Source organism: Streptomyces sp. NPDC059455, from assembly GCF_042750115.1.
Classification (GTDB): domain Bacteria; phylum Actinomycetota; class Actinomycetes; order Streptomycetales; family Streptomycetaceae; genus Streptomyces; species Streptomyces endocoffeicus.
The window spans coordinates 1-18,758 of record NZ_JBHYVB010000154.1; the positions used below are offsets into that span (position 1 = coordinate 1).

15 protein-coding genes and 6 pseudogenes are annotated in these 18,758 nt (G+C 67.9%); 9 read left to right on the forward strand and 12 right to left on the reverse strand.

What is annotated here, in order from left to right; genetic code table 11:
- Positions 1–176: 176 nt before the first annotated feature.
- The 9 genes and pseudogenes from ACFXB5_RS38495 to ACFXB5_RS38535 all read right to left on the reverse strand — a co-directional run bounded on the left by ACFXB5_RS38495 (position 177) and on the right by ACFXB5_RS38535 (position 7,484).
- Positions 177–1,658, reverse strand: a complete 1,482-nt coding sequence (locus ACFXB5_RS38495) for a long-chain fatty acid--CoA ligase (protein WP_385217284.1) — start codon at positions 1,656–1,658, stop codon at positions 177–179.
- A gap of 2 nt (positions 1,659–1,660) precedes the next feature.
- Complete coding sequence (locus tag ACFXB5_RS38500) at positions 1,661–2,170, reverse strand: 3-isopropylmalate dehydratase (RefSeq protein WP_385217287.1); 510 nt, start codon at positions 2,168–2,170, stop codon at positions 1,661–1,663.
- Entirely contained in the window at positions 2,167–3,414 is a 1,248-nt protein-coding gene (locus ACFXB5_RS38505; protein WP_385217290.1) for an aconitase/3-isopropylmalate dehydratase large subunit family protein, read from the reverse strand. Before ACFXB5_RS38505 ends, ACFXB5_RS38500 begins: the two co-directional genes overlap by 4 nt.
- A gap of 27 nt (positions 3,415–3,441) precedes the next feature.
- Positions 3,442–4,287, reverse strand: coding sequence for an oxaloacetate decarboxylase (locus tag ACFXB5_RS38510; protein ID WP_385217293.1), 846 nt, complete (start codon positions 4,285–4,287; stop codon positions 3,442–3,444).
- Between the two features lie 5 nt (positions 4,288–4,292).
- Entirely contained in the window at positions 4,293–4,892 is a 600-nt protein-coding gene (gene leuD, locus ACFXB5_RS38515; protein ID WP_385217294.1) for a 3-isopropylmalate dehydratase small subunit, read from the reverse strand.
- Between the two features lie 119 nt (positions 4,893–5,011).
- Positions 5,012–5,893, reverse strand: a pseudogene (locus ACFXB5_RS38520) (aconitase family protein); the annotation flags it as partial.
- A gap of 2 nt (positions 5,894–5,895) precedes the next feature.
- Positions 5,896–6,690, reverse strand: a complete 795-nt coding sequence (locus ACFXB5_RS38525) for an IclR family transcriptional regulator (protein ID WP_037952692.1) — start codon at positions 6,688–6,690, stop codon at positions 5,896–5,898.
- 66 nt (positions 6,691–6,756) lie between these two features.
- A complete protein-coding gene (locus tag ACFXB5_RS38530; RefSeq protein ID WP_385217335.1) occupies positions 6,757–7,071 on the reverse strand; it encodes an ABC transporter permease subunit in 315 nt (104 codons plus the stop codon).
- Positions 6,990–7,484, reverse strand: a complete 495-nt coding sequence (locus ACFXB5_RS38535; RefSeq protein ID WP_385217297.1) for an ABC transporter substrate-binding protein — start codon at positions 7,482–7,484, stop codon at positions 6,990–6,992. Before ACFXB5_RS38535 ends, ACFXB5_RS38530 begins: the two co-directional genes overlap by 82 nt.
- 324 nt (positions 7,485–7,808) lie before the next feature.
- Between ACFXB5_RS38535 and ACFXB5_RS38540 the strand changes: the two are divergent.
- The 8 genes and pseudogenes from ACFXB5_RS38540 to ACFXB5_RS38575 all read left to right on the forward strand — a co-directional run.
- A pseudogene (locus ACFXB5_RS38540) lies at positions 7,809–8,237 on the forward strand (hypothetical protein); the annotation flags it as partial.
- Positions 8,238–8,408: 171 nt separating this feature from the next.
- Positions 8,409–8,900 carry an integrase core domain-containing protein gene (locus tag ACFXB5_RS38545; RefSeq protein WP_385217338.1) on the forward strand — a complete coding sequence of 164 codons (492 nt, stop codon included), beginning with the start codon at positions 8,409–8,411 and terminating at the stop codon, positions 8,898–8,900.
- Positions 8,901–9,080: 180 nt separating this feature from the next.
- Positions 9,081–10,260: pseudogene (locus ACFXB5_RS38550) on the forward strand (PP2C family protein-serine/threonine phosphatase).
- 104 nt (positions 10,261–10,364) lie between these two features.
- Positions 10,365–10,943, forward strand: a complete 579-nt coding sequence (locus ACFXB5_RS38555; protein WP_385217300.1) for a TetR/AcrR family transcriptional regulator — start codon at positions 10,365–10,367, stop codon at positions 10,941–10,943.
- Positions 10,944–11,055: 112 nt separating this feature from the next.
- Positions 11,056–12,351 (forward strand): hypothetical protein, encoded by a 1,296-nt coding sequence (locus ACFXB5_RS38560; RefSeq protein ID WP_385217303.1) that lies wholly within the window; start codon positions 11,056–11,058, stop codon positions 12,349–12,351.
- Between the two features lie 38 nt (positions 12,352–12,389).
- A complete protein-coding gene (locus ACFXB5_RS38565) occupies positions 12,390–13,271 on the forward strand; it encodes an alpha/beta fold hydrolase (protein WP_385217306.1) in 882 nt (293 codons plus the stop codon).
- Positions 13,272–13,437: 166 nt separating this feature from the next.
- A complete protein-coding gene (locus tag ACFXB5_RS38570) occupies positions 13,438–14,652 on the forward strand; it encodes an MFS transporter (protein WP_385217342.1) in 1,215 nt (404 codons plus the stop codon).
- Positions 14,653–14,963: 311 nt separating this feature from the next.
- Complete coding sequence (locus tag ACFXB5_RS38575; RefSeq protein WP_385217345.1) at positions 14,964–16,046, forward strand: integrase core domain-containing protein; 1,083 nt, start codon at positions 14,964–14,966, stop codon at positions 16,044–16,046.
- 5 nt (positions 16,047–16,051) lie between these two features.
- On the opposite strand, the pseudogene ACFXB5_RS38580 reads toward ACFXB5_RS38575, so the two are convergent.
- A pseudogene (locus tag ACFXB5_RS38580) lies at positions 16,052–16,588 on the reverse strand (M20/M25/M40 family metallo-hydrolase); the annotation flags it as partial.
- Positions 16,589–16,619: 31 nt separating this feature from the next.
- Between ACFXB5_RS38580 and ACFXB5_RS38585 the strand changes: the two are divergent.
- The gene (locus ACFXB5_RS38585) at positions 16,620–17,192 is read left to right on the forward strand and encodes a helix-turn-helix domain-containing protein (RefSeq protein WP_385217308.1); all 573 of its coding nucleotides are present in this window, start codon (positions 16,620–16,622) and stop codon (positions 17,190–17,192) included.
- 171 nt (positions 17,193–17,363) lie between these two features.
- Here ACFXB5_RS38585 and ACFXB5_RS38590 read toward each other — a convergent pair.
- Together ACFXB5_RS38590 and ACFXB5_RS38595 are read right to left on the reverse strand one after the other, a co-directional pair.
- A pseudogene (locus ACFXB5_RS38590) lies at positions 17,364–17,696 on the reverse strand (IS701 family transposase); the annotation flags it as partial.
- A gap of 21 nt (positions 17,697–17,717) precedes the next feature.
- A pseudogene (locus ACFXB5_RS38595) lies at positions 17,718–18,543 on the reverse strand (integrase core domain-containing protein).
- Between the last annotated feature and the right edge of the window lie 215 nt (positions 18,544–18,758).

Here is an 18,758-nt window from a genome sequence, read left to right on the forward strand (position 1 = left end):
CGGTCATCTTCAGCCCCCAGCAAGGCAGTTGACTCCTACCACCGGCCTACGACCAACCCGACCGGCCGTCAACCCACACCACCACCGGATTTAACGAACTACCGGTAATCAAACTCGGAAGTCCAGCGGGTCCCTGCTCCGCCTCCGCCAGGATTCCAGGAACCCGTCACCTTCTGTCAGTCTGCGGGTTCAACCTTGCGGCGGAGGATCTTGCCAGTGGATCCCTTCGGGAGGGTGTCGACAAGCCAGACCGAACGGGGGTACTTGTACGCCGCGAGACGGTCCCGGACGAAGTTCTTGAGCTCCTCCGGGTCCGCCTCGGCGCCCGGTTTGAGGGCCACCGCGGCGCCGATCTCCTCACCGAGCTCGGGATGCTTGATCCCGATCACCGCGGCCTCGGCCACGGCGGGGTGCTGGTAGAGGGTTTCCTCGACCTCGCGGGGGTAGACGTTGTAGCCGCCGCGGATGATCAGATCCTTCTTGCGGTCGACGATGGTGTAGTAGCCGTCCGCGTCCTTGGTGGCGATGTCGCCGCTGCGGAACCAACCGTCCGGTATCGCTTCGGCGGTGGCCTCGGGGCGGTTCCAGTAGCCCTTCATGACGTTTTCGCCGCGGATGGCGATCTCCCCGGACTCGCCGACCGGGACGTCCTCGCCGTCGTCGTTGACCAGGCGCATCTCGCAACCGCGTACCGGGAAGCCGATGGTGCCTGCCTTGCGCTCATGGCCGGGCTGGTTGAACGACGCGACCGGCGAGGTCTCCGACAGGCCGTAGCCCTCGAAGACCTCGCAGCCGAACCGGGACTCGAAGCTGCGCAAGATCTCCACGGGCATCGCGGAGCCCCCGGTGACGCAGGTGCGCAGCGAGGACATATCGGCATTCGCCGCATCGGGGCAGTTCAGCATCGCCGCGTACATGGTGGGCACACCCTCGAACACGGTCACCTGGTCACGGGACACCACCTCCAGCGCCTTGGCCGGATCGAACCGCGGAATCAGCGTCAGCGTGACTCCCGAGTGGACCGCGGCGTTGAGCCCACAGGTGAGACCGAAGACGTGGAACAGGGGCAAGCAGCCCATGATCACGTCGTCCGGGCCGAGTTCGATCAGTGTCTCGGCCATGGTCGCCGCGCTGGAGGAAAGGTTGTGGTGGGTGAGCTCCGCGCCCTTGGGCTGCCCGGTGGTGCCGGAGGTGTAGAGGATGACGGCGGTGTCGTTGTCCGCGCGCTCGACCGGCTCCTCGATCGGGGTGCCGCTCAGCTCGGTGGGGCCGGTCGCCGGGACGACGATCCCGGTGATCCCCACGGCCTTGGCCGCCTCGGGCACGACGTCCCCAGAGCCGTCCCAGCCGTAGACGACCTTCATGCCCGAGTCGCCCAGGTAGTACTCGACTTCGCGTGTCTTGAGCAGCGGGTTCATCGGGACCACGACCGCGCCGGCGAACAGCGCACCGTAGAACACGATCGGGAAGGCGGGCACGTTCGGCAGCACCAGGCCGACCCGGTCGCCCGGCTCCACACCGCGTTCGCGCAAGTCACCGGCCACGGCTGCGGCGGACGCGTGCAGCGCGGCGTAATCCAGGACGTGGCCGTCCAGTTTGATCGCCGGGTGCCGGGGCTGCGAGCGGGCGGACGCGACCAGGTTGATGGCCAGGTTCACGGTCAGCCCTTTCCGGACGGGTCGGCGAGATAGCCGGCGGCGACGAGGCGGGGAAGCAGCCCGCCGGCGTCGAGGATCTCCAGCATCATCGGCGGGACCGGGCTGAAGGCGAGCTCGGTGTCTGCCTTTCGGAGCAGGCCGGCTTCCAGGTCGAGGGTGATGACGTCTCCCTCGGTGACCAGGTTGCTGACGCCGGGTACGGTGACGGCGGGAAGGCCGTGGTTGATCGCGTTGCGGTGGAAGAGGGAGTTGAAGTCCTCGGCGACGAGTGCGGTGATGCCGAGATGGCGCAGCAACGCCGCCACCTGACGGCTCGAGCCGATGCCGAAGTTGCGGCCTGCCACCAGGATGTCGCCGGGGCGGACCTGCGCGGACCAGCCGGGACGCAGGTCGTAGAGCACATGTGTCGCCGCCTCGGGGACGGGCAGGCGCATCGCGAAACCGGGGTACAGGGCGTCGGTGTCGACGCTGTCCCCGATCACCCAGGTCCGGCCGGTGATCGTGTGGCTCATCCCAGGGCCTTCCTCGGGTCGGTGATGCGTCCGATCACGGCGGAGCTGGCCACGGTCGCGGTGGAGGCCATGTAGATCTCGGCGTCCGGACTGCCCATTCGGCCGCGGAAGTTGCGGGTGCTGGAGGTCAGACAGACCTCGCCCGCGCCGAGGACCCCCATGTGGTAGCCGAAGCAGGCGCCGCACGTGGAGTTCGTGACCACGGCCCCGGCATCTGCGAGGGCCTGGACGTACCCGAGGCGGACGGCGTCCCGGTAGACCTGCTGCGAGGCGGGTGTGACGATCAGCCGGACGTCCCGCGCGACCTGACGGCCGCCGAGGATCTCGGCGGCGATGCGCAGGTCCTCGAGCTGGCCGTTGGCACAGGAGCCGATGAAGCACTGCTGCACCGCACGATCCTCGATCTCGGGGATGGGAAGCGCGTTCTCGCTGACCTTGCCCGGGCGTGCGACGTACGGCACGAGGGCGCCGAGGTCGATCGTGCGGGTGGCGACGTACGCGGCGTCCGGGTCCGGGGCGGCGGGGGTGAACGAGTCCGGGGCCCCGTGCTCGGCCAGGTAGGCGGCGCAGTGCTCGTCGAACTCGAAGACGCTGAAGTCGGCGGAAACCTCCGCACCTTGGGTGGCGATGGTCCGACGGTCGTTCATCGGCAGCGAGGCGAGCCCCGGCCCACCGAACTCCAGCGTGTGGTTCGTCGCGTCTCCCCAGGTCCCGGCGAGGTGAAGGAAGACGTCCTTGCCGGTGACCCCGGGAGCGGGCGCGCCGGTGAGCTCATAGCGGATCGTCGGCGCCACGCTGTACCAGGTCTCCCCGGTGCACAGGATCGAGATGATCTCGACGGGTCCCAGCCCGCGTGCGGCGTTGTTGTAGGCGCCGCCGGCGCAGGTGTGGGAGTCCGTGCAGGTCAGCACCTGCCCGGGGAGGGCGAGAGCGTTCTCGGCGATCACCTGGTGGCAGATGCCGTGCCGGCCGACGTCGAAGAACCTCTCGATCCCGAACCGCGCGGCGAACTCACGGGCGAGTACCGCCGCGTTCGCGTCCACAACGCTGGGAGCCGGGACTGCGTGGTCCAGGATGACGGCCGTCCGCTCCGCATCGGCGATGCTCAGCGGATCGGGCCACTGGGTGAACATGAGGTCGATCAAGATGTTCATGTCGACCTTGGCGACCACGGTGTCGCCGGCTTGTACCGCGAGTCTGCCCGAGGCGCGGGCCAGAATCTTCTCGACCATGGTCATGCCCATACGGTCTCCTTCGGTGGTCGCAGCGGATCAGCGGTAGCGTTCGCCGAGCGCGGCCCAGTCGTCGAACCCGACCGCACGGAATATGCCGAGCGGGCCCTCCCCGAGGTGGGGATCCTCGCCACCCAGCTCGACCAGCGCGGCGGCCATCGCGGCCGTGACGGGTTGGAGCAGCGCCCCCGGGTAGATCGCCATACGGAAGCCGAGCTTCTCCAGGTCCGCATCGGGGACGGCGGGTGTCCGCCCCGCGGGGACGACGTTGAACACCAGCGGGGCCTGGACCTCGGCGGCGATGCGTTCGATCTCCTCCACCGATTGGGGAGCCTCGACGAAGATCATGTCGGCGCCCTCGGCCGCGTAACGGTGGGCACGGGTGATGGCCTCGTCCAGTCCCTCCGGTCCGCGCGCGTCGGTGCGGGCGATGACGACGGTGTCGTTCTCCCTGGCTTCGAGGGCGGCGGCGAGCTTGCGGACGAAGTCGTCCGCGCTGATGACGGACTTGTCGGTGAGATGCCCGCAGCGCTTCGGGAAGTCCTGGTCCTCGAGCTGGATCGCCGCGACACCGGCGCGCTCGTAGGCCCGCACCGTCCGCACGACGTGCATCGGGTTGCCGTAGCCGGTGTCGGCGTCCGCGATCACTGGGAGCCCGCTCGCCTCGACCACGACTTCCGCACGGTCGGCCATCTCCGTCGCGGTGGCCAGACCGATGTCGGGCAGTCCGTAGCCGGCGGCCACTGCCCCGGCGCCGGTCAGATAGGCGACCGGGAAGCCCGCCCGCCGTACGAGATGGGCACCGATCCCGTCATAGACACCGGGCGCGCGGACCATGCCCGGCTCGGACAAGAGCCTGCGCAGTTCGGCAGGTGCAGTCGTCATGGAGGTCACCTCTCTGGTAGGCACGACGCCCTGGCAATGGGGACGTGCGTGAGCTCGTACGCGCGGATGGCCGCCTCGTGCCGGAGGGTCACGTCGATGCCGTCGTGCCCGTCCAGGAACCGCTGCCGGGTGTCGGCGTCCATCCGGATCGGGACTTCGATCCCGGCCGCGCGGACGGTCAGCGACACGAGGTCCACGGTGACGGGCAACGCCGGGTCGGCCTCGACGGTGTCCATCAGGCCGCTTACCTCGTCGTCCGCCAGCACGGCGGGAACGAGTCCGGACCGGACAGCGTTGTCGGCGAAGATGTCACCGAAGCGGGTGGCGATGACGACTGCGAAACCGTGGTCCTGCAGTGCCCAGACGGCATGCTCGCGCGAGGAGCCGGAACCGAAGTCCGCACCCGCGAGCAGAATCGTCGCTCCGGCATGGGCCGGATCGGCCAGCGGGAAACCCGGCTCTGCCCGCCACGCGGCGAAGAGGTGCTCGGCGAAGCCCGTCCGAGTCGTCCGCAGGCAGTGTCGGGCGGCGATGATCTGGTCGGTGTCGATGTTCGTACGACGGATCGCCACCGCACGACCGGTGATCGAGGTAATCGGTTTCATCGGGTTCCCAGGTTCGACGGCGCGGTGAGGCGGCCGGTCACCGCCGTTGCGGCCGCGGTGGTGGGTGAGACCAGGTGCGTACGGCCGCCCCGGCCCTGGCGGCCCTCGAACTCGACGACCTGGCTCGGGTTCGTGCCCCAGCTGACGAACGGCGACAAGGTCGTCACATCGATGTCGATGCTGCGGTCGAACTCGGCGTCGTCGTCGCTGCGCAGCGACTTCCACGATGCGACGGCATCGTCCCAGGCGCGCCCCGTCGGTGCGTACGGCCTGCCGCGGAAGTAGTCGACGGTCACGTCGTCGGGAGCGATCATGCCGGCCTTCGCACCCGCCTCGATCGACATGTTGCACAGCGTCAGCCGCGACTCCATGGACATCGCCTCGACGGCGGGTCCGCGGTACTCGATCACATGGCCTTGCGCGCCCCCGGTGCCGATCCGGCCGATGACGGCCAGTGCCACGTCCTTCGCCGAGACGCCGGCCGGCAGCGCGCCGTGCAGCGTCACGGCCATGGCACGAGGCTTGGCGAACGCGACAGTCTGCGTCGCCAGCACGTGCTCGACCTGGCTGGTGCCGATGCCGAACGCGAGCGCACCGAACGCGCCGTGCGTACTCGTGTGGCTGTCGCCGCACAGGATGATGCGGCCGGGCTGGGTGATGCCGAGCTCGGGTCCGATCACATGCACGATGCCCTGGCCGTCCGTGCCCGATCGGTGCAGCGGGATTCCGAACTCCGCGCAATTGCGCCGCAGTGCCTCCACCATCGTCACTGCCACACCGGTCTGCCCCAGCAGGCCGCGGGTGGGAACGACGTGGTCCTCGGTGGCGAGTGCGAGGTCGGGCCGGCGGACCGTGCGTCCGGCCAGGCGCAGGCCCTCGAACGCCTGCGGGCTGGAGCCTTCGTGGAGCAGGTGGAAGTCGACGTAGAGCAGATCGCTGCTTCCCGCGGCGCCGCAGTGCACCACGTGGGCGTCCCAGATCTTGTCCAGCAGGGTGGTCATCGTTACGCCGTCGCCTCGCTCGTGGTGCCCGGCGCCCGCCCGGCCGGGGCACCGTCATAGCCGAGGCGGCGCGACAGACTCCGCGCGGCGTCGGCGACGAGCGGACCGAATTCCTCGGCGGCCGCTCGGTCGAGGCGGGACGAGGGGCCGCCGACCGCGATGGCCGCCACGATGGTGCCGCTCGCGTCGAACACGGGCGCGGCCAGTGAGTTGAGGCCTGCCTCGCGTTCCTCCTCGGTCAGCAGCCAACCATGCCCCCGCACGAACTCGAGCTGCCGATCCAGCGCGATCCGCGACTCGCCCGGCGCCTCGTCGGCGGTCTCGACGAGAACCGCGTTGAGCACCCGCTCGTCATGGGCCATGAACACCTTGCCGGCCGCTCCCAGGTGCATCGGCATGAGCTGGCCGACGTCACTGCGGTAGATGATCGACCGCGAGCTGAGCTTGACGATCACCGCCACCCTCGTCGTGCCGCGCCGAATGTAGAGCCCGGCCGTCTCGCCGGTCACGTCCCGCAGGTGCGCGGCCACTGGTTCGGCGGCCACCAACAGGTCCGAGCCGGCCGACGCGGCCGACGCCCAGCCGAGCACGCGGAGTCCGACGCAGTACTCGTCTCCCGTCCGCTGAAGGAGTTCACTGGCGACAAGGGTGCGGACCAGGCGGGCGACCGTCGAGTTGGGCATGCCCGTCAGCCGCCGGATGTCGCTCAGCGACAGCCGGGTCTGCCCCGGGGAGAAGCAATCAAGGACGCGGACCGCCTTCTCCATGACGAGGATCGAGGGCTGGCCTTCAGACATCGTTCCGGTCTCCGTTTTCATCGATTGGTAGCGTTCTCACGCAATGCGCACCCGAGGATATGGCGGTCATGAGCGGCTTCCACGGGGTGCCGAGCGGGAGCCGAAGCGGTCATTGATGCGCCTCTCGATCCACGTGAGCAGCAGGAAGGGCACGAGCGCCAATACGACGATCAGGACGATCTCCCCGGCGATGTATTCCATGCGGGCAAGGGCGACGTTGCGCAGGAGCTGCTGGCCGAGCCCCGAGGAGCCGGCGAACATCTCAGCGATGATCAGGCCGAGGAAGGTGAACCCGAAGGTCAGCCGCAGCCCGGCCGTGACCGCGGGCATGACGGCGGGCCAGACGACCATCGGGAGGACCCGCAGGTCACCGACCCGCAGCGACGCGGCGAGTTTGAGCTGCGCCTGTGGGACTGCGGGGCGTTCGCCTTCTTTTCCGGGGCGCCGCCTCCGACCGCGAGCACCGGGATGCCCTCCTTCGACGCGTCAAGGACGGACTTGTAGCCGATCTCACCGATGGGGATGCCGCCCGACAGTTGTGTCCGCAGCGTTGCGCTGCCGCCGCTGCCTGCGACGATGTCCTTGACGACCACTCCGTGGTCGGCGAAGAACCCCTGCTTCTGGCCCACCGGCCAGGGGAGGACGTAGAACTCCGTGGCCGCCAGCACGGCGACATCGATCGTCACCGGGTGCTTCGGGTCGGCGCTCCCGCCACCACCTCCGCCGCCGCAGCCTGCGACGACCAGCAGTGCCGAGATCACGAGGGCGGCTCGAGCCGCAAGGCTTCGACGCATGACGTCCTCCGATAACTACATCGTGGCGGTCCTTGCCACGATGTAGCATGAAGGTAGATGCTACTTCCACCCAAGTCAACAACCTACACACAGTGATGTAATGAAGCGGCTGTCAACGGACCAGCGTCCGTTCCGGGATACGGCAACGCATCCCACTCAACGAGCAAGGAGGCTCGGATGGGCAGGCACGACATCAACGCCGAAGCGAAGCGCGTCTTCGACACGATCACAGCCGGTGGCGCGGTCATTCTCCCCGGCGACATCGCGTAGCGCTTCAAAACAGCTTCACCGCTGCTGACCTGGGTATTTACCCCGTGGTCGGGCATGATCCGTCATTGTGCTCGTACAGCTGACCTACCTACTCGCCACACGAATCTTCGCGTGGCTCGCTCTGCTCTGCCGATCTACCGCGGCCAAGAACGCCGAAATACTCATCCTGCGCCACGAGGTCACCGTGCTGCGCCGACAGGTGCCCACCCCGAAGCCCAACTGGCCGGACCGGGCGCTGCTTGCCGCACTCGCCCGGCTCCTGCCCCGCGCCCTCCGCGGCAACCGGCTCGTCTCGCCACGCACTCTGCTCGCCTGGCACCAGCGCCTGCTGAAGAAGAGTGGACCCGGCCACCTCCCCCAGGCCGCCCACCGATATCCGAAGAAGTCCGCGACCTGGTCATCCGGCTTGGCACCGAGAACCCACGGTGGGGCTTCCGCCGGGTACACGGCGAGCTACGCCGCCTCGGCCACATCATCAGCACAGCCACCGTCCGCCGTATCCTGCGTGCCGCCAGCCTCAACTCAGGGCAACGCCGGCAGAAGGCGCGCAGAGAGTGGACGGAATTCCTCAGGGCACAGGCAAACGGCCTCCTGGCCACGGACTTCTTTCACATCGACACCATCGGACTGCAGCGGCTGTACGCCCTGTCCGCCATGGAGGTCCGCACTCGCACCGTCCACATCCTCGGTGTCACCGCCCACCCCACCGGCGCTTGGACCACCCAGCAAGCCCGACAGCTGCTCTGGCAGCTCGGCGACCGCATCACGAACTTCACCCACCTCATCCGCGACCGGGACCGGGACCGGGACCGGAAGTTCACGGCGGCTTTCGACGCCGTGTTCGCCAGCGAGGGCATAAACGTGGCCAAGATCCCACCCCGGAGCCCCAACTGCAATCCGCATGCCGAGCGGTTCGTACGCTCCGTCCGCGAGGAGTGCACCAACCGAGTACTGATCTTTGGCAGAGGCCACGCGGAGCAACTCCTTCACGACTACGCCCGTCACTTCAACAGCCATCGGCCCCACCAAGGCCGAAACCAGCCCGCACCCCTCGACGACCCGAACGTCATACCGCTACCGACAACTCAGATCGCACGCAGACAGGCTGTCACAGGCCTCATCAACGAATACCACCGAGCCAGCTGACCATAAGGAAAACCCCAGCTCACAACCAGTGAAGTCATTCTGAAGCGCTACGGTCTTGGCGTGCTGAGCGCGCGGTGGGTTCAGGACCAGGCTGTGCCCACAGGGTTCCGCGATTTCCTGATGTCTCTCGCCGACAGGGTGGCCGATTCCCTGGACGCCCTCGCCGACCAGGGCGTCTCGATGGAGGCCCCCGACGTTCCCCTCTACGTGCCGGCGGAATCCGGGACGGCAGCCACGGAGTCCGCCCTGCGGTCTGGCGCCGTCCCCGCGGAGTGGCGTCGGCAGACGAACAGCAGCAGACACCTCTGGCAGTTGCAGCAGCTCGGCATCGAACTCACCGCTGCGAGCCGGGTGGGAGATGTCATCGCGGCCACGCGGAAGGTCGTATCGCGGCCCTTCGGCGGCCGGGCCGTAACACTGTGCATGACGCAGCACGAAGGGCTGCTGGTCGCCGGCTCGTCCGGAGCGTCCAAGGAGGATCTGCGTCGTGTGGGCCAACTCCCGTTCTCGGAGGGGGCACCGGAAACGGACGCGGCACTACTCATACGGCCCATGGTCTTCGCGACCTCCCATGAGCTTCACCAGGCGTACCCCGACCTCGACCGGTACCACGACGGGCGGCCGCGGGCCTTCCTGCCTCTGGTGTCGAACGGGCGGGCAGTGGGCTGCTGCATTATCGCCTTCGATCGTTCCCCGGACCTGCAAGATGAGGATCTCGCAATCCTCACGACCATGCTCAGCCAGGTGGCGCAGGCGCTGGAGCGGGCACGTGGCAACGAGATACAGCAGGAAATCAGCCGGGGCATGCAACGTGTCCTGCTGCCGCGGGACTTGCCGTATGTGAGAAGCGTGGAAGCCACGGCCCGGTACCCCCCAGCGACCGCAGGAGCGGAGGTCGGAGGCGATTGGTACGACGTGATCAGGCTGGACAGAAACCTGGTCGGCATGATCATCCGCGATGTCGAGGGCCACAACCTGGACGCAGTCGGGATCATGGGGCAGTTGCGCAGCGGCGTGCGAGCTTACGCGACCGAGGGCCATGACCCCGTAAGTGTACTCACCAGCAGCAACCGCCTGCTCTCGGCGCTCGGCAGCGATCTGTTCGCCACGTGCAGCTGCCTGTGGCTGGATGGAGACCGGTACGGCCACGCTGGCCAGTGCCGGTCATCACCCGCCCGTTGCCATCGACCCCCACGGCGGCAGGGTCGCCACCGAGGTGACCGTGGGCCCGCCCCTGGGAGTTGACCCCGTGGCGAGCTACCGCCAATCAGAGTTCGTGCTTCCCAAACGCACGGTCGCCGCCTTTTTGGGATGTGAGCAGATCGACAACCCGGGCATATGGCCGCAAGGGTGCCGATGACGGCGATGGAGCCGTCCGGGGCTGAAGATCACCGCACCTCGGCAAACCTTGGCCGCCGCCTCCGCATTCTTGAGCGTGCGATCCAGATAGGTTACGGTGGGGCCATGGCAAGGACCCGGGAGTTCGACACCGAGGCGGCGGTGAGCCGCGCGATGGAGCTGTTCTGGACGCGCGGCTACGAGGCGACCTCGGTGCGCGACCTGACGCAGCACCTGGGAATCGGGCAGGGGTCCCTGTATGCCGCGTTCGGCGACAAGGAGGGCCTGTACCGGGCGGCGCTGGAGCACTACCGCACCACCCTCGCGGCGGCCGCCCTGCGCACCCTGGAGGAAGGGACGGACGCCCGGTCGGTGATCCGCGCGATGCTGGTCGAGCGAGTCCGGATCGCCGTGGAAGACAACGGCCGGGGCTGCCTGGTAGTCAACGCCGCCTGCGAGCGCCTGCCGGAGGATGCGGCGACCCGGCACACCGTGCGGGACATGCAGGACGCCAGCCGGGATGCGCTCGCCGAGGTGCTGCGGGTCGCGGCGGAGCGGGGCGAGATCGCGACGCGGCACGGCCCGCACACCCTCGCCGCCTTCCTCGTCACCTTCCTCAATGGACTGCTGGTCTCCTCGAAGATCACGCCGGACGTCCGCAGCCTCGAACCCCTCGTGGAAGTCGCGCTGGCCGCCCTCGACTGACTTTTCCATGCCCAAAATCTGTATCAGGCGATCCAGAAAAGCCGTCGGATCCCGCGCGGGCACGGAATCCGACGACACCCACCACCGCTTCATCGAAGACTTCGGAGAACCCATGCACCCCGCACCCATCCCGAGTACGCCCGCTCTCGGCGGCAGCCGCTGGAACACCTTCCCCGCGGCCGGCACCACCCTGACCGCCCGCGATTTCTTCACCGCCACCGAGCCACTGCTGCAGGGCATCATCGATGACAACGCCCTCACCACCGCCGACGGCGAGGTGCTGGAGGACCAGATCCGTGCGACACTCACCCTCGGCACCCGGGAGACCTCCCTCTCGCTGGCCATCGGCCCCGACACCGCCTCCGCAGCCCGCGAACTGGGCGCGCAGGCCGGGACCATCGGCCAGGAGCTCGCCTCATGGTCCGCCAAGGCACTGGAGAGGCTGCTCACCGATCCGGTACCGCTGCCCGCCGGCCCGCTGGTCGTCCGCAGCCACTGCTACGGCCACCTGCTCACCCCTCCCGCAGCCGATCTGCTCCGCGGCCGACGCGGCGGACCCGTCACAATGCAGCTCTACAACGAGTGGCTCCACCAGATCGTCCTGCTGCGCGACGCCCTGCTGCCCTTCACCAACTGGCAAAACGTCCCGCTCCTGATCACCCCAACCGGACTGCGGCACACCGAACCGGCCCGCGACGCGTTCCTCACCGAACTGCTGGTCCGCCAGATCCGGCACACCAGCATCGTCGCCTTCGCTCGCAACGTCGTCACCGGCACCTCCGGCCCGGCCGGCTACGGCTTCGAGGCGGGCGGCGGCACCGCCCTGCCCGCCGTCCTCGACCAGCCACCCCTGACCGCACCCCGGCACCTGCTGACCTGGCGCCCCAACCCGACCACCGAAGAAACCGCCACGTATGTCGCCGAGGTGCAGGACTACTACGCCGCACCCCGCACCCTCGTCGAGGTCCTGCCGCCCGCCACCACGACCACCGGCCCGCTCTCCGCCCGTCCCGTCACCGCGCCGGTCGCCGACGGGACCCGCACCGCCCGCATCGAGATCGCCCATGACGGCACCACCGCCCGCGTCGACCTCGGCCAGGCCCTACGCGGCCACCGCTACGCCCACCGACCGGACCCCGCCGCGGGCGACGCACCGGTCGACGACTCGCCCCGCACCGCGAACGTGTGGACGACCCTGCGCGCACCGGGACTGGTGTGGTCGGAAGCAGGCGAGGTCACCCTGGACGCCACCGGCCAGGACGACCTCGTCGTCCTGGCCCTGCTCGGCCGGCTCTACCCCGAGAACGTCACCCTGCGCCCCGCCGTCCGTTCCGCTGCCCGGACAAACGCGGACGGCGCCGGACCGAGCCGCCTGGTGACCCTCGTCGACCCTCCGCAAGCCCGCTGACGCCCGCATCGCGAAGGACACCAGGAAGGTTGGAAAACATGATGTACGACCATGACGGAACGCCCGTCCGCACGGGCCGCGCCACCGTCAACGGAACGAGTCTGCACTACCGCACAGCCGGGTCCGGCCCCGCAATAGTGCTCCTGCACGGCGTGCCCAAGACCGGCTACCACTGGCGCCACCTCGTCCCGAAGCTCACGCCCCACTACACCGTCGTCGTGCCGGACCTTCGCGGTCTCGGCGACTCCGCCCGCCCCTCGGACGGCTACGACTCCGCGACGATGAGCGACGACATCGCCGAGCTGATGACCCACCTCGGACACGAGACATACGCCGTGGCGGGCGAGGACTGGGGAGCGGTGATCGGCTACCAGCTCGCCGCCCGCCACCGCGACCACGTCACCGCTCTCGTGTTCGCCGAGGCCCTGTTCCCCGGATTCGGCTTCGAGGACCACACAGCCCTCACCCCCGAGAATGTCTCCAGCGGCATGCACCTGTGGCACCTGGGCTTTTACTTCCAGCCGGACATACCCGAGATGCTGATCGCCGGACACGAGCGCGAGCTGATCACCTACATGATCAAGTACGAGCGCAGCCACCCCGACAGCGCCACCCCCGACGCGGTCGACGAATACGTGCGCTGCTACTCCATGCCCGGCGGCATCCGCGCGATGCTCTCCATCTACCGGGCAATGCTCGTCGACGCCGAACAGAACCGGCAGACCGCACAGAAGAAACTGGACATCCCGGTCCTCGCCCTCGGCGGATCCGCGTTCATCGGCGCCCGCAACGAGTCCCAGATGCGGCTCATGGCCCACGACGTCACCGGACACACCTTCGACGCCGGCCATGACCTTGCAGAGGAAGTACCCGACGAGATGGCCGACGTCGTCCTGCCGTTCCTGGCCACGTACCTGTAGCCGGCACCTGGCCGCCGGGGTCGGCGATCCGAAGCGGCCCGCCAGGGCGAGGGGCCCTCGTGGCTGAAACGAACGATCTGGTTCCAACAGCCACGAGGCCCCTCGTCCCTACCAGCGCCCGGCGGGCGCGCTCCAAGCACTCCTCCACGAAACGAAATTGAGCACCATGCGCAACCCTGGAAACCCGGGAGAACACCGTCCCCCGCTGATCACCGCTGTGCTCTCCTGTGCAACGTTCACGGCCGGAGTCGCCGAATACGTCCTGACGGGACAGCTCGACCTCGTCGCCCAAGGGCTCGGAGTCAACGAGGCGACCACAGGCCAGCTCGTCACCGTCTTCGCTCTCGCGTACGGGCTGCTGACGCCCGTTCTTGTCGTGATGACGGCGCGAGTCGAACGGCGCCTCCTCATATCGGCAGCTCTGCTCGTCTTCGCGGCCACGAACATCGCGTCCTGGCAGAGCCCCACCCTACTGACGATCATGGCGCTCCGGGTCGTCATGGCAGCGAGTACCGGTCTCATCGTCGTCACAGCACTGGGCCTCGCGGTGCGCCTCGCGCCTGCCGAGCGCCGTGCACGCGCGGTCTCGACCGTCGTGATGGGCATCACGGCATCCCTGGTCCTCGCAGTGCCGACCGGACGCGCCATCGCCGAACACTGGGACTGGACAACCATCTTCCCCCTCAACGCCGCACTGGCGATACTCGTGGCGGGAACAGTATGGATGGCCCTCCCCCGTACCGCCCCTCATGCCCCTGTGCCGCTTCGCCATCAGCTCAGCCTGCTCGCCAACGCGCGCACCATTCTCGGCTTGACGGTCACATTTCTCTGGCTCGGCGGCTACGCGGTACTGAACACATATCTCGCGCCATACCTGCTCAGCGTCGTCGAACTGGACGGTGAAGCAGTGAGCCTCACCCTGCTCCTCTTCGGCATCGCGAGTATTGCCGGCATACAACTCGGCGGATTCCTGACGGACCGCGTCGGACCTCATCGAACACTGACCACAACCAAGGCTCTCCACGTGCTCGTGCTTGTCGCCCTCCCGGTAGTCGGGGCTGCAACGGGCAGCGCGATAGCCGGGATTCTGCTTTGGGGCGCCGCCGCATGGGCGAGCACTTCCGCCCAGCAGATCCGCGTAGCCTCTCTCGCCCCCGAAGCGTCCGACGTGCTGCTGAGTCTCAACCAGTCGGTCATGCAAATCGCCATCGCTATCGGGGCGGGAGCAGGTGGTCTTGTCGCAGCGCACACTCTGCCCCAGTTGCCTTTGATCGCAGCCGCAGGCGTCGCCGCCTCACTCGTCCTCCTGCTTCTCACGAGGCGCCGCGACCGAAGCGCGCCCGACTCATCAGCGGCGCTTACCGAGTGTCCGCAGCCATGACGCGATGACCCGTGGTGTGGCATACATCGGAGCGTATCTGAAAGATCGTGTAAGTCCGTGATGTGACAGGCTGGCCTGGGCCTGGGCCTTGACCAGCCGGGACGGACGGACATGAACGACAACGGGATCCCGGCTGTCGAGCCGGTCGAGGATGAGCTGGTGGACGAGGTCGTCGGGCGGCTGATGGACCGCGCTGACGCTTCAGGTACGTGTGCCGTTCAGAAACTCATCTCTCCTGCTCGCGGGCGGCGTCCGGACCCGGCCGCTGGGGTGGTCTGGCGAGCCATCACGGTCTGCCGGAACCCTGTCCGCTGATCGTTTCGCTCCAATACCAGGTGACTCGGAAGCTGCCAACAGTCCCGGCGGTGCCGCTACGCCGGGACACAGCCAAGAAGGCGGAATCGCTCGTGCTGCGGCACGAGAATGCGGTGCTGCGCAGGCAGCTCACGAGGCCGGTGCGCTACGAGCATGCGGACCGGCTGTGGTTCGCAGCGCTGTCCTCGCTGGTCCCCCGGCGCCGGTGGGCGCAGGTGTTCCCGGTGACGCCCGCGAGGCTGTTGGCGTGGCACCGCAGGCTGATCGCCCGGAAGTGGGACTACAGCAAGCATCGGCGCAGGCCCGGGAGACCTTCGACGGCGGGTGCGGTGAAGGCTCTGGTGCTGCGGCTCGCCAGGGAGAATCCGCGTTGGTGCTGTCGAAGAATTCAGGGCGAGCTGGTCCGGCTCGGACACCCAGTCGGCTCGACGACGATCTGGGAGATCCTCACCGGGGCGGGCATCGATCCAGCCCCACGCCGCAGCCGTCCGACATGGCGCGATTTCCTGACCGCTCAAGCCCAAGCCATCATCGCCTGCGACTTCTTCCACATCGACTTGGTCGATCTGCGCCGGGTGTACGCGCTGGTGTTCCTCGAGCACGGCACACGCCGGCTGCACATCGCGGGAGTGACCGCCCATCCCACCGGACCCTGGACGGTGCAGCAGGCAAGAAACCTCGCCGTCGAGTTGGGTGTTCGGGTGGACTCGCTGCGTTTCCTGCTCCGCGACCGGGACGCGAAGTACACCGAGTCCTTCGACGCGGTCTTCAAAGCCGACGACACCCAGGTCATGAGGACCGCGCCACGGTCCCCACGGATGAACGCGCACTGCGAACGTGTCATCGGCACCATGCGCCGCGAGGCCCTCGACCACCTCTTGATCTGGAACGAGACGCACGCTCGGCAGGTCCTCGATACCTACGCCCAGCATTACAACGGTGGCCTGGCCGACGTGTGCTTCACGTCCCTTGAGGTCGACGCGCGGGGAGACGGCCCTCGGGCCGCGTGCCATATCCCGCCCCCGCTCGGCTCCCCCGCCACCATGGCGACGGCTCGCTCGTCGATCAGCCCCGCCTGACGCAGGTGGCCGGATCCCGCGACGCTGCCGGTCTCCTCGTCGCACACCAGGTGAAGCACGACGCGGCCGTTGCCGAGCAGTCCGAGTTCCTTGGCGGCAGCGGCTCCGTAGAGCATGCTGACGATGCCGCCCTTCATATCCGCAGTGCCGCGGCCGATGATCCTTCCGTCGCGGCGTTCTGCGATGAACTGTTTGCGGTCCTGAACCGGCACCACCTCGAAGTGGCCGTGGAAGTAGAGGAGCTTCTCACCGTCTCCCACTGTGCCACGGACCAGCGACGGCTCCTCCAGCACACCGGCGGGGGCGAGTTTGATAATCTCCGGATGGAGACCAAGGCGCTCCATGGCCTCGTGCAGGACCCTGGCGCACTGCCCCAAGTTGCGTCCCGGAGGGTTCTCGGACTCCACCGCCACGAGCCGCGTCAGGAGCTCAGCCACCTCCTCAGCCCGCGGTTCCAGCCACTCCTGGATACGTGCGGCATGATTCGTCATGTGGGTCACTCCTCGGTTGTCACAGCGGATGCCCCACAACAGGTGTAACATATATGGTCCGAATCGTTCAATGAAGGGGACGATGGAGCTTCAGTCCATAACCGCCCATGCACAGAACCTCGCCCACACGGTCCGCCGCCACCGTGAGGCTCACAGCCTCTCCCTCGGAGACCTCGCGCGGGCGACGGGGCTGTCCAAGACGAGCTTGGCTAGGATCGAGGCGGGCGAAGGCAATCCGTCGCTCGAGACGATGTGGCGCCTGGGCCACGCACTGGGACTGAGTGTCGGCCAACTCATCGAGGGCCCAGAGCCAGCACCCGTCCGGGTGCTGCGAGCCTCCGAAGGGCCGGTGGTGAAGTCGGCCAAAGGTATGCGGAGCCGTCTGCTCCACACGGACACCTCGCATCACCGAACCGAAGTGTTCGAACTCGACCTGCCCGACGGTACGCACTTCGAGGGCGAGCCCCACGGGGCGGGAACACGGGAAGTCGTCCACTGCGTCGCCGGCGAAGTGCTGTGCGGGCCCGAAGGCCATCTCGTCACTCTTCACGCGGGTGACACGGCCTACTTCACCGGCAGTGTCACACACGTATACGCGGCCGGCCGGGACAGCGGGCGCGCGATCCTTGTGATGAGTTACCCTCCGGAGTCTTGAGAACCTAGCGAGGCGTCAGGGCGCCGGGCGCGTCCGCTACCGGGTCTGGTCGGCACTCCGTATGGCGAACGAGGCCGGTTCTACTAGGACTCCGTTAGGTCGGTCTTGATCTTGGTGTGGTCCTGCTGGGCAGGGGTTGGTGGCAGGTGTTGCAGATGCCGGTCCAGCAGTTCAGCAGGTCCTGGAGGGCGTCGAGGATCTGGTAGAGGGTGAGCCTCGTGTGTGGGCTTTTGGGGTCGGCCGCTGTTCGGTGAGGAAGGCATGGGCGGCGGTGACCAGGGTGACGTGGTGATGCCAGCCGGTCCAGGAGCGGCCTTCGAAGTGATCCAGGCCCAGGCCGTGCTTGAGTTCGCGGTAGTCGTGCTCGATCCGCCGGCGGATCTTTGCCAGGCGGACCAGCTCCGGGATCGGGGTGTCGTCGGGCAGGTCCGACAGCCAGAACCGGGTCGGTGCTTCCTCGCCGTCGGGCCATTCGGCCAGCAGCCTCACCTGGGGCAGGACGCCTGAAGGGTGTCAATATCCCGATCAGGCGGCTGATCTGGGTGTTTCTTGTGGATGGAGAAGTCGTTGGGGTGGCGTGGTCGGGTACTCGTTGAGCAGGCCGCCGAGTAGCTGTCGCCGTCGGACTACGGCAACAGGCAGGGGGATGACGCTGGGGTGGTCGTCCGGGGCGCGTAGGTCGAGGCTGCGGTGGGCCCGTCCAGTGTTGTAGTGCTCGGCGTACGTGGTGAGGACGGCACGGAGGTGTCGTTCGCCGGTGATGAGGAGGCGGTCGGTGCATTCGGCGCGGGCTGTGCGTATCCATCGTTCGGCGAACGCTTGGACCGGGGACTTTGCGGCGGAGTCGGGATGACGGCTGTACCGTTGTCGGCGAAGACGGCATCGAATGCGGCGGTGAACTTGCTGTCCCGGTCCCGGATGAGGAACCGGAAGCACCCAGCTCTGTCTTCGAGGTCCATGAGCAGGTTGCGGGCGAGTTGGGTGACCCATGCGCCGGTGGGTGGGCGGTGACGCCCAGGACATGGACGTGCCGGGTCGCGATCTCCATGATGAAGAAGACGTAGAGGCGTTTGAGGAAGACGGTCTCCACGTGCATGAAGTCGCAGGCGAGCAACGTGCGGGCCTGGGCGCGGAGGAAGGAGCGCCACGTCTGCTGGGAGGCGCGCTGCGGTGCGGGCGGTAGACCGGAGCGGCGCAGGACGCGCCGGATCGTGGCGGCGGCAACCCGATGGCCAAGCCGTCGCAGTTCACCCTGGATCCCGACGTATCCCCAGGTCGGGTTCTCTCTCGCCAGGCGCTGGATGAGCGCAACTGTCCCTTCCGGCAATGGTGGACGACCCGATCTGACCATCGTCTGGCGCCACTTCCAGCGCACACGATCAGCCCATGAGAGCCGCGGCCGCTCTACCTGCCGGCGCAGCACAGCGACCTCATGACGAAGCACGAGGATCTCGGCGTTGTTCGCGGCGGTCGATCGGCCCAGCAAAAGGAAGCAGCCCAGCAGCCGACAGAAGACCAGGTACAGCAGTCGCAGACCCACGATCACTGATCATGCCCATACTTGAG